We start from the raw sequence: 13,245 nt of genomic DNA on the forward strand, positions 1-13,245 counted from the left end.
GCCCAGTATGGCAGGCAGCCGAGCTGCGTGCTACCACTTCAATATCGAGGGGATGCTCATAGCATCGAGCGCTAAATCTTGCGCATATTCTAGGTTGCACGGGGTAACCGGACAATGGACCTTCTTCTCTTCTCCGGCGGCGACATGCGGCCCTATCGTGACCGGGTTCTCGCTGAGATCCGCGCCAGCCTCGGCGGCGCCACCACCTTGTATTTCGCGCCCTGGGCGCTCGCTCAGCATGATGCCGTCACCGCCCGGGTGCAGGAAGCGTTCGCGCCGCCCGGGGTGACAGTAATCGGGCTGCATCGCGTCGCTGACCCGCGGGCGGCGCTTGCCGAAGCGCAGGCACTCTTCGTTGGCGGCGGCAACACGTTTCGCCTGCTCAAGGCGCTCCAGACCTTCGGCCTTCTCGACCTCGTGCGGCGGCGGGTCGAAGCCGGCGACCTGCGCTACATCGGCGCGAGCGCCGGCGCAAACGTCGCCTGCCCGAGCATCCGGACGACGAACGACATGCCGATCGTCCAGCCTTCCTCCTTCGAGGCGCTCGGTCTCCTGCCGTTCCAAATCAACCCTCACTATGTCGAAGGGGCGTCCTCGCCCGGCGGCGAGACACGCGACATGCGGATTGCCGAATTTCTCGAGGAAAACGATGTCGCTGTGCTTGGGCTGCGGGAGGGGAGCTGGCTCCGCCGCCGCGACCGCACGCTGCGCCTCGAGGGAGTTGCCGGCGCAAAGCTGTTTCGGCGCGGGCACGACCCCGTGGAGGTTGCGCCGGGCACCGACCTCTCTTGGCTGCTTGCCCTGACCCCCCGCTTCGATGTTGGCGCTTGAGGCGTACACTTTTCGTGAGATCGGAACACCGTCTGCGATGGAGGAGCTCTGACGGCGCTGCCGCCCGGCTTGGGCTTCGACCCGCTGTTTCGCGCCTTTCGCGCATACCACCGGGACAAGATCGGCTTTCTTCGCGCGCTCGCCGCTGAGTACGGCGATGTCGCGTCCCTCGCGCGGTGGCCGTATCTCGTCGTCCTGCTTTGCCATCCGGACGATGTGCGCGATGTGCTGGTCACCCATCAGCAGCAGTTCGTCCAAGGCCCGTCGATCCGGTGGATCAAAGCGGTCCTGGGGGAGGGGCTCCTCGGCAGCGAAGGCGAATTGCATCGCCGCCATCGCCGCATGATGCAGCCTGCCTTTCATCGGCGGCGCATCGCCGGCTACGCTGAGGCGATGGGACGCCGCGCTCTTCACCTTGCGGCCTGCTGGCACGACGGCGAGACGATCGATGCTGCTCGCGCGATGATGGAACTAACGCTCGCTATCGTCGCCGAGACCCTGTTTGGCGCCGATGTGACCGGTGATGCCCGCGAATTGGGCGCGGCAGTCTCGATCGTCAATGCCTACATGGCGGAGCGAACTGTTGACCCGTTCGCGGAGATCCGTCACCGCTTGCCCTTCCCTGAGACGCGACGCTACCGCCGCGCCGTGCGCACGCTTGACACGGCCATTGCGGCGCTGATCCAGCAGCGCCGCGCGACGGGAGACACGGGTGACCTGCTCTCGATGCTCATCGCTGCCGCTGCGGATGGCGCAATGAGCGACCGCCATCTCCGCGATGAGGTGCTCACGCTCTTCCTCGCTGGACACGAGACGACGGCCAATCTGCTCAGCTGGACGATGATGCTGCTTGCCGCTCACCCGGCGGTTGCAGAGCGGCTTGAGGAGGAGGTGGACTGCGTGCTCGGCGACCGCACGCCGACGATGGACGACCTGCCTCGGCTGCGCTACGCCGAGATGGTGCTGAGCGAGTCGCTCCGTCTCTATCCGCCGGTCTGGGCGATGTCGCGTCGGGCGCTCCGCGACTATCACGTCGGGCCCTATCTGCTGCCGGCCGGCTCGGTCGTTGTCGTCAGCCCGGCGGTCACCCACCGCGACCCCCGCTGGTACCCCGACCCTGACCGCTTCGACCCCGACCGCTGGCTCCCCGAGGCGGTAGCCGCGCGGCCGAAATTCAGTTTCTTCCCCTTCGGCGGCGGCTCGCGGCAATGCCTCGGCGAGGGGTTTGCTTGGCTTGAGGCGACGATCATTCTTGCCACCCTCGTCCGCCGCTGGCGTTTCCTGCCGGTGTCGGAACTGCCGCCGGCGACCGAGCCGCTGGTCACCCTCCGGCCAAAAGGCAGGCTCCTGCTGGCTGTTCGGCGACGAGCGCGGCCCCTCGGCAGCGCGGCGTACCGCGCAGGCGACCCCGAGAACGCGCGTTCCGACGCGCCGCTGCTCGCCGAAGCAGGAAGCGAGCCGGCGTAACGGCAGCGCAGCCGGCCTCAGAAGGCGGGGCAATCATGCCGGGAGCGGCGCTCGCTCCGTGCTCTCAGCAGTGGTCCCCCCGGCGACGGCGCCAGAGCGCGCCCGCGAGTAATGAAAGGAGGGCGGCAGCGATCGCTGCCCCCGCGGGAGCGACTGCGGGAGCGACAGGTTCTGGCACGATCATCGGACGGCCTCCGCGACAGCCCGGAATGGCAGCTCGACGACGGTCGCTTCCCGGCCGTCGTCGAGGCGGACGCGCTCACCGGGAACAACCTCACGACGGAGATAGGCGAGGGCGATCGGGAGGCCGAGTGTCGGCGAGAGCGCTGCGCTTGTCACCGCTCCGACGTGACGATCGCCGGCCCAGAGCGCGGCTCCGGGGGCGGGCACCGGCCCCGGGTCGAACTGCAGTCCCCGCAGGAAGCGGTTGACATGCCCGCGGTTTTTAATGCGGGCGACGATCTCTTGCCCGGGGTAGCAGCCCTTCGTGTACGAGATCGCGCGCGTTTCCAGCTGCGCTTCCGGCGGCAGGGTTGACTCGTTCAGCTCGGGACCGTACCGCGGCGTCCCAGCTTCGATCCGCAGCGCTTCCCACGCTGTCCGGCCGAAGGGGCGCGGGTTGCCGGCGGCGCGGAGGGCCTCCCACGCTTCTGCTGTCTTGTCACTCGGCAGGTAGAGGTCGTAGCCGATTTCTCCAAGGTCGCGGTTGCCGGCAAGAAGCAGCGGCGCACCGCGCCATTCTCGTTCGGCGACCGCATCGCGCTCGAGGATGAGTGGTTCCCCGAGCCACGCCGCAAGGATCGCCGGCGCTGCCGGGCCGACGAGCGACAAGAGCCCGATCGATTCGGTCACGTCGGCGATCTCAACCTTGCGGCGGAGCTTGAACCGCCGAAGCCACCCGATGACAAAAGCGCGCTCTTCTGGCTCAACGGCGAGAAGCAAGGTTTCGCCCCAGGGCAGGATTGGAAACTCCGCGGCGATCTGCCCTTTGTGATTGAGGCCGAGCGCATAGATCCCGCGGCCCGGGGCGACTGCGCTCACGTCGTTGGTGACTAAAGCCTGCAGGAACGCGACGCGGTCGGGTCCGGCCAGCCGGACCTTGCCGCGGTCAGATCGATCGGCCAGCCCGGCGCGTTCGCGCACCGCTCGCGCTTCGGCGATGGGGTCACCATAGTCCATCGGCACCAGCCAGCCGAACCGCTCGGCGAGCGCTGCTCCTAACGCGTGCTGCTGGCGGAAGGTTGGTAGCTCCATCCTCGCCTCCTCCGTAAAAAGTGTACGGGACGCTCTCGTCTCCTGACGCTACACTTTCCCCAAGAGCGCATCGGAGCAGCCCCATCCACCGCGAGAAGAACTATCCGGAAAGCCTCGCTGAGCAGCGGATCCGCGAAGCAATGGAACGCGGCGAGTTCCGCAACTTGCGCGGGCGCGGCAAGCCGCTCGACTTCAGCCACGATGACGTTGTCGACCGCGATCAATGGGCGGCGAACAGGGTGCTGCAGAACGCCGGGATCTTGCCGGCGTGGATCGAGCTTGCGAAGGAAATCGACGCGCTCCAGGACATGATCGATGCGCTGGAGCGGGAGCAGCAGCGGTGGCTCGAAACGGTGTTTCCGGAGCTGCGCGCGCTCGGACCGCGCGAGCGCGAGCGGCGCCGCGCGGGGGTCGAGGCGATCCAGCGGCGCTACCTCGGGCGCGCCGGCGGGATAGCAGAGGAGCTGCGGCTGAAGGTCGCCCGGTTTAACCTGATTGTGCCGCAGCCCTTCCTGCAGAAAGCGCCGATACGGATCGAGCGCCGGCTGGAGCCGCTGCTCGCCGCCTATCGGCCTGTTGCTGCTGCACTCGGCTGGCCTGAAGTCGCTCTCCCTCCGCCGCTTCCGCTGCCGGACTTTGCTCCGGGCGTTCCGCAACCGCTCTTCCCGCCGCGCGACCTGGCCCCGAGCGACGCGCCTGCGTCCAGTTCCGACGAGCGCGCGGCTGCCCGCCGCCTCAAGCTTCTCGAAGCGAGCCGCAAGCTGCGGAAGCGGCGGCCGGAGCGAGGCCTGCCGCTCGAATGGCTTGCCGCGCTCAATCCGCTCAGCCATGCTGCCGATATGCTGCGCCGCCGTCGGTGGGAAGAGCTCGTTGACCCCGACGAGGAGTAGGACGCGCGCTGGGACTATACTGAGAGCATGGTGGCGATCGTAGAAATCCGCGTCGGCGATGTCGTTCGGCTTCGGAAGCCGCATCCCTGCGGCGGCTCCGACTGGCGCGTCGTCCGGGTCGGCGCCGATATCGGCGCGCGGTGTCTCACCTGCAATCATCGCGTCATGATCGAGCGTCCTGTCTTCGAGCGCCGCATCAAAGCGTTTCTCTCACGCGGTCCTGAGCCGCCGGCAGGGGGGTGACGAGCGGGGGGCAGAAAGCGCCTATCATTCCCCTGCGTGTCGCTCGCCGGAAGCGCGAGCCGGCGGATGCCCGAGGAGGGCAGGAAGGCGCAGCATGACTAAGCGACTGAGGCGAGGCCGAGGGTGAGTGTCTCCAGCGTTGCTGGGGCAGCGCCCGGCGGTCCTGCGGATGTCCCCGTCTTTCGCAATCCCAATTTTCTGGCGCTTTGGACGGCGCAGGCCGTTTCGCAGACTGTCCAGAATGTCACGTTCTTCACTTTGATGGTATTCGTCGAGGAACGGACGCGCTCGACGGCACATATGAGCGCGCTCGTGCTCTCGACTGTGCTGCCGGCGGTGCTGTTCGGCGTCGCTTCCGGCGTGCTGATCGACCGCTGGAACAAGAAGGGCGTGCTGATCGCCACCAACGCCCTCCGCGCCGTCGCCGTGCTCGGCTACCTCTTCCTTGAGCAGCAGCCGGTGCTGTTTTACGCGCTGAATTTCACCTTCATGACGATCAGTCAGTTCTTCCTTCCTGCTGAGGCCGCGATGATCCCGCGCATCGTCTCGCGCAATCGGCTCATCTCGGCGAACGGCCTGTTCAACATCACCTTCAATCTGTCGCAGGTGCTCGGCTTTATCGCGATTGGACCGCCGCTGACCAAGGCGTTCGGCACGCAGGGAACGCTGATTGGCGTCTCGCTGGCCTATATCTTCTGCTCGCTGATTTTGATCCGGCTGCCGAGCGATCGCGGCGAGCGCCTCGGCCGCGAAGGCCGCTTTTTCCATGACCTTGGCCGGGAGGTCCTTGCGGGCTGGCGCTTGCTCCGGGGCGACCTGACGATCAGCCTCGCGATGGTGCATCTGACAGTGGTCACCACCTTGACCCTCATTCTCGCGACGCTCGCTCCCGGCTTCATCTCGCGCGAACTGAACCTCAGTCCTGACGACACCTACCTCGTGTTCGGGCCGGCCGGCCTCGGCATCCTCGCCGGCACTGCGCTGCTCACCAAGATCTCCCGCCGCTTCCGCCTTCTCTCCATCGTCAACTTCGGTCTGCTTCTCTTTGGTGTCGGCATGCTGCTGATCGCCGCTGTGTCGGCGGCAGAGCGCGCGCTCAGCGGCGGGGCGCTCCGGCCGGGCAGCGAAGCGCTCACGATCACGCTGATCATCGTCGGCTTGACGGCGCTCGCAATGGGGATAGCGCTTGCGTTCGTTAATGTCACCGCTCAGACGATCCTGCAGGAGCGCGCGCCGGTCGATATGCGCGGGCGCGTCTTTGCCGTGCAGTTGATGTTCGGCAGTCTCGCCTCCATCATCCCGCTCGTCTTTATCGGCCAACTGGCCGACCAAGTCGGTATTCTGCTCGTGCTCGGGCTGGTGGGCATCGCCGTGCTGGGGATCGCGTGGTTCTCAGTCCGGCAGACCCAGAAGATCCGCGCAGCAGTACGCAGCGCCCAGGCGGCCGCCAGCGAGGCAGCGGCTTCCCCGCCCGCGCCGGAGATGGCCGCCCCGCAGCCGTCTGACGCTGGGGCGGCGATCCTGCCGGACGCCGCACCGCATCGGCCGCGGCCGCCGAGCCCCAATGGCGCGACGGAATATCCCGCAGAAGGATCGCGGCGTTCTAGCGGGTAGCCGATGGAAGGGGGGCTGGCCGCGCTCTTTCTCGCTGCCTTTCTCACCGGCTTGTCCGGCGCGGCATCGCCTGGCCCCATGCTGACATGGAATGTCGCGGCGGCGGCGCGTCACGGCGCGCTCGTCGGTCCGGTCCTCGTGCTCGGCCATGCCGCGGTTGAGCTGCCGCTCGTTCTTGCGCTCGGGCTCGGGCTTGCGGCTTTCGTCCGCGAGCCGACCGTCCTTGCCGGCTTGGGCCTGCTCGGCGCGGCGGTGCTGCTCTGGATGGCGGCAGGAACGCTGCGTGCTGTGCCTGCCCTGCCCGACCCGGCGGCGCTGCGCACGGCCGAGGCAGGCGGCCGACGCTTGAGGGGAGCCTTCGCGGCCGGCGCGCTTCTCTCGCTCGGCAATCCCTATTGGGCGCTCTGGTGGGCGACCGTCGGCGCCGGCTTGCTCGGGCAGGCGGTCGCCTTCGGCGCACTCGGGCTCGCCGTCTTCTTCGTCGGTCATATCCTGTCCGATTTCGGCTGGTACAGCCTCGTCTCGGTGGCGATGGCGCGCGGCGTCCGCCTGCTGAGCCGGCGTCTCTATCAGGGGGTGATGGCGGCGCTCGGCGTGGCGATGATCGTCCTCGCCGTCCTCTTCGGCGTCTCCGCTGTCATGAGCATCGCCGGGCGCTAGCTGCAGGGCCCGGCGCTGACAGCAGCGGTGGCGCGTTCTGCAGACACGCTCTTGCTCCCTGCGCGCCGAAGACGCGCGAACGCGCATGGCTGCTGTCCGGGCGGGGGCTTTTCACCGCGGCGGTCGGTTGTGCAATCGCTCTGGCCGCGTTCTGCCTGATGCAGTTCGCCTTCCCCGTTATCGCCGACGCGTTTGGCGTCTCGGCCTCGCACGTCAGCGGCATCGTCGTTACGCTGCTTCTCGCTGGCCGTCTCATTGCGGCCGCCTGGCCGTCGGCCTTTCTCGTGATGGCCCCCTGTGGCCTGCTTGCGATCGTCACTTCGCTCCGGATGGCCGCGGGCAACCGTCCGGAGCGGCCGCCCCCCTCGTCTGATGCCGATCGGCGCCGCGCTGCTCACGATCGCGCTCCTGCCGCGGGTGCTGCGGCGCGTTCCGAACGGCGAACAGCGCCTTCGTCTTGAGGAGCCTCCCGCTGACTATGCGCGGCTTTGCCCCGCGCATGGGCAGCCCACCTGTCAGCATGGTCACGCGCTCGGGTTCCCGTTACGACGGTCGTTGTCGCCGGATCGATTGCGACGGTGCCGACCTTCATCCCGCTCTTCGAGGAAGCGATGATCGCCACCGCGGCGGCGCCGGTCGAGCGCGAGGCTACTCCGGTCTAAAATCGGGGCGCGCATCGTGACAGTGCGACCCGCTGCTAGGTGCAGGCGATGCCGTATTCCCTCGCGACCGGGAGGTGAGGATGCCGCCGCGAATTGAGGTGCTGCGGACGCTCGAAGAGAAGGTTCGGCCTGAGCATACTGCCCTGCTTGTCATCGACATGCAGAACGACTTCTGCGCTCCCGACGGGCTTTCTGCCCGCGAGGGGGGGCGCGACGTCTCGGCGGCGCTTGCCATCGTCCCAGCGATCCGCCGCCTTGCGGATGGGCTGCGCGCGGCTGGGGGGCTCGTTGTCTGGGTGAAGTTCACTACCATTCCCGGCGGCCTCAGCCATTCTGGTCCCTGGATCGATGCGCGGTCGCGGGCAACCTTCGGCGTGCTCGACATGTGCGTTGCCGGCACCTGGGGCCACGACCTGCTGGAGGGACTGCAGCCGCATCCCGGCGATGTCGAAGTGCGCAAGCATCGCTATAGTGCCTTCACCGGCACCGACCTCGACATGATCCTGCGCGGCCATGGGATCAAGACGATCCTGCCGACCGGCACCTCGACCAACGCCTGCGTCGAGTCGACCCTGCGCGCCGGCTTCGAACTGGACTACTACGTGGTCGTTCCCGCCGACGCCTGCGCTTCCTGGAGCCGCGAACTCCATGAGGCGACGCTCGCCAACGTCCGCCATCGCTTCGGCGTGGTGACCACCGTCGACGAGCTGCTGCGGATCTGGGGCGTCGGCGCGCCGCACGCGACGCCGGCCGCGAGCTGACAGCACGCCTATAATCACTGCCTGTGAACGGGGACCCCCGGCGGCGGCTGGGCGGCTGGGTGACGGATCTCGCTGCGGTCGCGGCGCTGACCGCCTTTGCGCTCTGGGCGCTCGGCTTTCTCCTCGTCGACGACCTGTACATCTTCGCCGACAATCCGGGCACCTACATGCGGCTGTGGTGGCTGCTCGAGGTCGCGGGCCTCGGCGGTCTCCTCGGCTGGAACCCGTCGTGGTATGCCGGCTGGCCGGAATGGCAGTTCTATCCGCCCGGCTACGGCCTTGCGGGCCTCGCTCTCCAAGCCTTCACGCTTGGCCGCTTGAGCAGCGTCCAGATCTATCAGGCGCTGCTCTTTCTCGCTTATCTCCTGCCGGCGTTGATCGCCGCTCTTGCGCTCTCCCGTCTCGGCCTCGGCCGATGGGTCGGCCTCGCGGCGGGGTTCTTTCTCCTCGTCTTCACCGACCTCTACGGTGGGGTGGGCGGCGTGATGATCGGGATGCTTGGCGATCGGCCGGCGCTTGGGCTGGCGCCGCTCGCTTGGCTTCTTGGCGTCCGCCTCGCCGAGAGCCGGCGTCCTGCTCTGCCGCTCGCTGCCCTCGCCCTCACTGTGGCGGCGATCGTCCTGCTTCATCCCTTCCGGTTGCTGCTGCCGGTGCTTCTCGTCGCGCTCAGCATCTTGTTCGTTCCGCTCTGGCCGCGATGGCGGGCGCTGCTGCGGCTTGGGGCCGCTCTCGCCCTTGGCCTAGCACTGACGGGTTTCTGGCTGATTCCCTATTTCGCCCATAGCTGGCTGGCGACGCCGGTCCTGCGCGCGCCGCTCGAAACGCTGCCGTTCTGGCTTCTCGGCGGGCGGCTGCCGTTCTTCCTCATCTTCGCGGCGTGGGGCCTTGTCCGCGCGGCTGCTGCCCCGCCGCGCGAGCGCGGGCTTCTCCTCTCGCTCGCTGCCGCGCCGCCGATCATCCTCGGGTTTATGCTTTTCAACTGGCTGGTTCTCGTTGACCGGCTCGGCAGCGCCGCGCTCGACCCAATCCGGTTTATCGAAGATGTGTACCTTGCGGTGCTGCTCCTCGCGGCGGCGGGGTTCGTTGACCTGATCCGGCTCGCTTTTGTCCAAGCGGGCCGCGCCGGCGCGCGCTGGGGAGCCGCGGCGGCCAGTGTTGCCGCGGGGCTGCTGGTGTGGCTTGTCGTTCAGCCGTTTCCGCGCTGGCTGGAGTATTACCGGCCGGCGGCCGGCAGCGAGCCGCGCTTCCTCCGCGACGCGACCGCTGCCTACCGCCTGCAGGGGCTCTGGGACGCCCTGCGCGCCAACCCTGGCGGGCGGGTGCTGTTCACTTCGTCGGTCTTCCGCCTGCGTCAGACGGGGACAAGCGTGCCGACCTACCTGATGGCGCTCGCGCCGGCGCTTGCCGGCCGTGAGAGCATTGGCGGCACCTTCCAGCATTGGACGCCGGTCTCCACCTACTATTGGCACGGCGACAACCGGCCTCGAATGATGACGGAGCGCACCGACCTCAAGGATGACCAGACCCTCTTCGGTCTGCCGTGGCGGGCGATGGACGAGGCAGCGCTGCTCGCGGCGCTGCGGAAGCTGAATGTCACCGACGTCGTCGCCACGGAATACGACCTGTGGACCCGCACCTATCTCGACCGCTCGCCGGCGTTCGAGGTTGTCCTCGCTGACCCGCTCTACAACGTCTACCGCGTTACGGCGTATCAGCCGTCGCTCATCGAGAGCGACCGCGCCCGCGTTCGCGCCAGCGCCGAGAGCGGTATCGTGCGCTTACGGGTCGAGCAGGCTGAGCCGGGGGCGGAGGCGCTGCTGAAACAGACCTACTTTCCGCTCTGGACTGCCGAATCGCCTGCTGGTCCGGTCGACATGATGCCGGATGCGACCGGACTGACGCGTCTGCGTCTGCCGGCGGGAACAGACTACGAGGTGACGCTCCGCTACCTTCCGGGGCCCGCCGAGCGGATCGGGGTGACGGTGTCGCTCGCCGCGCTCGCCGTTGTCGGCGGGTTGGCTGCTGTCCATCTCCTCTCAGTTCGTGTCGGCCGGCCAGCGCCGGCGGTTGCGCGGCGCGTCGAAGGATGAGGCTGACCCCCGCCGTCCGGGCGCTCCTTGTTGTCATCCTGCTCGGCGCGGCTTTGCTGCGCTTCTGGGATTTCGGCACGACGCCTCCCGGGCTGCACTACGACGAGGCCTACAATGGGCTGGACGCGCTCGACGTTCTCGTCACCGGGCCGAAGCTGTTCTTTGAGGGGAACACGGGCCGCGAGCCGTCCCTGAACAACCTGCTCGCGCTCTCGGTTGCTGTTTTCGGGCGGGAGAGCTATGCGCTTCGGCTGCCGGCGGCGGCGCTTGGCCTGCTGACCGTTGCGGCAACGTTCGCTCTGGCGCGGACGATGTTCCGCCCGCTCGGGCCGGGGGCGGTCCGTGTCGCGCTGATCGCTGCCGCGCTGCTCGCCGTCTCCCACTGGCAGGTCGATATCAATCGGCTGTCGCTGCGCGTCAACACCATGCCGCTGGCGCTGGCAGTGGCATTCTTTCTCCTTTGGCGAGCGGCGCGCGGCCGGCCGCAGCGGCTGGGCGCATGGCTGGCGGCGGGCGCTGCCTTTGGGCTCGTCGGCTACACCTACATCAGCGCGCGCATTCTCCCCGCGTTCGCGGCGGCGCTCGGCGCGGCCGAGGCGCTGCTGCGCCCGCGCGACCCGGCCTGGCCGTCCGCCGGCAAGACGCTCGTCGGCTGGCTGCGCAGTTGGCGCTTCTGGCCGTGGCTCGGCGCTGCGGCTGCTGTTGTTGCGCCGCTCGCGATCTTTTACGCGCTCCATCCCGACCTCTTCCTCGGCCGGGCAACCTATGTCTCGGCGCTTGGCCCCTCCGGCGGCAGCGACCGGCTGGCAGCGCTGGGGGAATCTCTCCTCTACAACCTCGCGATGTTCGGCCATGAGGGAGATTGGAATTGGCGCCATAATCTGCCGGGCAAGCCGGTGTTCGCGCCGCCGCTCTATGCGCTTTTTCTCCTCGGCGTCGCCGTCAGCCTCTTCCGCCTGCGGCAGGGACCGTATCTCCTCCTACTTGTCTGGACGGCGGCGATGCTGCTGCCGGGCATTGTCGCCACCGACGAATACCCCCACTACACGCGGGTGATGGGGATCGTCCCGGCGGTCTTTCTCTTTCCTGCGCTCGGGGCCGAAGCGATCATCCAAGGAGCGGCGCGTCTGCTGCGGCGGCCGGCGACAAGCGCGCTCGCGGCGGCGCCGTTTCTCGTCCTCGCCGCCTGGAACGGCGCCGCCACCGCGCACGACTACTTCGCGATCTGGCGGCACGAGGACGACGTCTATTACGCCTTTCACGCCGAGGCAGCGGATGCGGCGCGGCTGATGAACCGGCTCGGCGACGACCCGGACCGCGTCTTCCTGCTGCCCTACAACTTCCGGCTCGCGCCTGACTTCCGAGCGCGGACAGTCGATTTCCTGTACACCGGCCGCGCGCCGTACCACTTCGTTCGGGTTGAGGAGGCGTCGTTGCCGGCCGGGCTGCCGGGCCTTGTGGGGACGGCCCGCGAGGCAGTGCTGTTCCACTGGAAAGGCGGCGACCTCGGCGATGCCGATCCGAAGGGGCTGACGGCCTTTCTGCTGGCGCGCGGCGGGAAGAAGGTCGCGGAAGAGGAGCACCCCGGCTTCTCCGTGCGCCGCTTCCAGATCGACCGGCCCTTACCCGCTGCCCTCTTCGCAGGGGAGCGGCCGAGCGAGGCACGCTTCGGCGACTGGCTGGCGCTGCGGGGCTGGGCGGCGGGCTCGGAGCCGAGCGATGGCAGCCTGTGGGCCGTTTTCCGATGGGAGACGCTGGCGCGTCCGCCGGGCGACTTCAGTTTCTCGCTCCAAGTGACCGCTCCGGACGGCACACCCTACGCTCAGGCCGATGGGCCGCTGCTCTCGAACGATCTCTTTCCGACCTCGCGGTGGCGGCCGGGGCTGCCCGCCGCAACCTATGTCACGCTCGACGGCCGCCCGCATCCGCCGCCCGGCGAATATCGCCTGCGGCTGGTTGTGTATGAACTGGCGACAGGCCGCGTTGTCGGCGCCGTCGACCCGCTCGGCACGCTTGCTGGTCCGTAAGCGCTGAGCGCGAGCCGGGACTTGCGCGTCCAGTTCCATGATGCGCGGGAGAAAGCAGGTCTGCGCGCTCGGCTGTCGCCCCAGAGGGGTATTGATCCCGCGGCATCTCGCGGTGACCTGTGCCGACCATTTGGTTCAGTAAACGAACTCTCTGATTGATTTTATGATATACTGCATTTGTGATAACGCGGGGGGCGAAGGTAAACCGTCGAGCGGCTGTCGCCTGCCTTGTCGTCCTGCCGCTGGCGTGCGGCGCTCCCTCCCGCACGGCAGCGCGCGAGCAGCGGCTTGCGGCCATCAGGGCGGACTTGGAGAACACCCTTCGCCGGATAGAGGCCCTCGAGGCCGAACTGCAGGAGCGGGGGCACAGCCTCGACGTCTCCCAGGACCAGATCAACGTCTATCGCGCCCGGATCGCCGACCTCGAATCCCGCTATCCTCGGGGCATCCCGTCCAGTCTCTACGCGGCCTACGTCGCGGATGTCGAGCAGCACAACGCGCTTGTCCGGTGGCACAATCAGGCCGTCCGAGAGTACGACGCCCGCTACGCGACCTACGCCGAGCTTGTCGCGTACTACAACGCTCGGGTTGAGGAGCACAACGCCATCGTGCGCGAGCTGAATGCTCCCGCCTCGAGAGGGCAAGGCGGTCCCGCTGTTCTCCCGCCGCTCTCTCGCCGGCGGTTCCGACGCTAAGCGGAGACTAGCGTGGAGTCGGCCCGCGCGCTGTTCTCTTGGGGGAAGAAG

Annotated in this window: 13 protein-coding genes; 12 read left to right on the plus strand and 1 reads right to left on the minus strand. The window is 68.1% G+C overall.

The features are described from left to right. Positions 1-114 precede the first annotated feature (114 nt). Together pepE and NZ773_00070 are read left to right on the plus strand one after the other, a co-directional pair. Positions 115-831 (plus strand): dipeptidase PepE, encoded by a 717-nt coding sequence (gene pepE / locus NZ773_00065; GenBank protein MCS6800326.1) that lies wholly within the window; start codon positions 115-117, stop codon positions 829-831. A gap of 69 nt (positions 832-900) precedes the next feature. Beyond that, positions 901-2,298 (plus strand): cytochrome P450, encoded by a 1,398-nt coding sequence (locus NZ773_00070; GenBank protein MCS6800327.1) that lies wholly within the window; start codon positions 901-903, stop codon positions 2,296-2,298. A 180-nt stretch (positions 2,299-2,478) separates the two neighbouring features. Here NZ773_00070 and NZ773_00075 read toward each other — a convergent pair whose 3' ends face one another. Continuing rightward, complete coding sequence (locus NZ773_00075) at positions 2,479-3,552, minus strand: aminomethyltransferase family protein (protein MCS6800328.1); 1,074 nt, start codon at positions 3,550-3,552, stop codon at positions 2,479-2,481. Positions 3,553-3,572: 20 nt separating this feature from the next. On the opposite strand from NZ773_00075, the gene NZ773_00080 reads away from it, so the two are divergent. The 10 genes from NZ773_00080 to NZ773_00125 all read left to right on the plus strand — a co-directional run bounded on the left by NZ773_00080 (position 3,573) and on the right by NZ773_00125 (position 13,194). Then, positions 3,573-4,442 (plus strand): DUF1992 domain-containing protein, encoded by an 870-nt coding sequence (locus NZ773_00080; protein ID MCS6800329.1) that lies wholly within the window; start codon positions 3,573-3,575, stop codon positions 4,440-4,442. 27 nt (positions 4,443-4,469) lie between these two features. Beyond that, positions 4,470-4,685, plus strand: coding sequence for a DUF951 domain-containing protein (locus tag NZ773_00085; protein MCS6800330.1), 216 nt, complete (start codon positions 4,470-4,472; stop codon positions 4,683-4,685). A 123-nt stretch (positions 4,686-4,808) separates the two neighbouring features. Further along, on the plus strand, positions 4,809-6,299 hold the full coding sequence (locus NZ773_00090) for an MFS transporter (protein MCS6800331.1): 1,491 nt from the start codon (positions 4,809-4,811) through the stop codon (positions 6,297-6,299). 3 nt (positions 6,300-6,302) lie between these two features. Further along, positions 6,303-6,959, plus strand: coding sequence for a LysE family translocator (locus NZ773_00095; protein MCS6800332.1), 657 nt, complete (start codon positions 6,303-6,305; stop codon positions 6,957-6,959). 158 nt (positions 6,960-7,117) lie between these two features. Next, positions 7,118-7,420, plus strand: coding sequence for a hypothetical protein (locus tag NZ773_00100; GenBank protein ID MCS6800333.1), 303 nt, complete (start codon positions 7,118-7,120; stop codon positions 7,418-7,420). A 27-nt stretch (positions 7,421-7,447) separates the two neighbouring features. Beyond that, the gene (locus NZ773_00105; protein ID MCS6800334.1) at positions 7,448-7,621 is read left to right on the plus strand and encodes a hypothetical protein; all 174 of its coding nucleotides are present in this window, start codon (positions 7,448-7,450) and stop codon (positions 7,619-7,621) included. 80 nt (positions 7,622-7,701) lie between these two features. Continuing rightward, on the plus strand, positions 7,702-8,382 hold the full coding sequence (locus tag NZ773_00110) for a cysteine hydrolase (protein ID MCS6800335.1): 681 nt from the start codon (positions 7,702-7,704) through the stop codon (positions 8,380-8,382). Between the two features lie 23 nt (positions 8,383-8,405). Continuing rightward, positions 8,406-10,472 (plus strand): hypothetical protein, encoded by a 2,067-nt coding sequence (locus tag NZ773_00115; protein ID MCS6800336.1) that lies wholly within the window; start codon positions 8,406-8,408, stop codon positions 10,470-10,472. Then, positions 10,469-12,499 carry a glycosyltransferase family 39 protein gene (locus NZ773_00120; GenBank protein MCS6800337.1) on the plus strand — a complete coding sequence of 677 codons (2,031 nt, stop codon included), beginning with the start codon at positions 10,469-10,471 and terminating at the stop codon, positions 12,497-12,499. The genes NZ773_00115 and NZ773_00120 overlap by 4 nt, the downstream gene beginning before the upstream one ends. A gap of 179 nt (positions 12,500-12,678) precedes the next feature. Continuing rightward, the gene (locus NZ773_00125) at positions 12,679-13,194 is read left to right on the plus strand and encodes a hypothetical protein (protein ID MCS6800338.1); all 516 of its coding nucleotides are present in this window, start codon (positions 12,679-12,681) and stop codon (positions 13,192-13,194) included. Positions 13,195-13,245 lie beyond the last annotated feature (51 nt).

It is taken from the genome of Dehalococcoidia bacterium, from assembly GCA_025054935.1.
Lineage (GTDB): Bacteria > Chloroflexota > Dehalococcoidia > SpSt-223 > SpSt-223 > JANWZD01.

What these genes read in the sequence shown, in the direction of transcription:
- pepE (MCS6800326.1), top strand. Translation starts at nt 115, where the DNA reads ATGGACCTTCTTCTCTTCTCCGGCGGCGACATGCGGCCCTATCGTGAC.
- NZ773_00075 (MCS6800328.1), bottom strand. Translation starts at nt 3,552, where the DNA reads ATGGAGCTACCAACCTTCCGCCAGCAGCACGCGTTAGGAGCAGCGCTC.
- NZ773_00085 (MCS6800330.1), top strand. Translation starts at nt 4,470, where the DNA reads ATGGTGGCGATCGTAGAAATCCGCGTCGGCGATGTCGTTCGGCTTCGG.
- NZ773_00095 (MCS6800332.1), top strand. Translation starts at nt 6,303, where the DNA reads ATGGAAGGGGGGCTGGCCGCGCTCTTTCTCGCTGCCTTTCTCACCGGC.
- NZ773_00100 (MCS6800333.1), top strand. Translation starts at nt 7,118, where the DNA reads ATGCAGTTCGCCTTCCCCGTTATCGCCGACGCGTTTGGCGTCTCGGCC.
- NZ773_00110 (MCS6800335.1), top strand. Translation starts at nt 7,702, where the DNA reads ATGCCGCCGCGAATTGAGGTGCTGCGGACGCTCGAAGAGAAGGTTCGG.
- NZ773_00120 (MCS6800337.1), top strand. Translation starts at nt 10,469, where the DNA reads ATGAGGCTGACCCCCGCCGTCCGGGCGCTCCTTGTTGTCATCCTGCTC.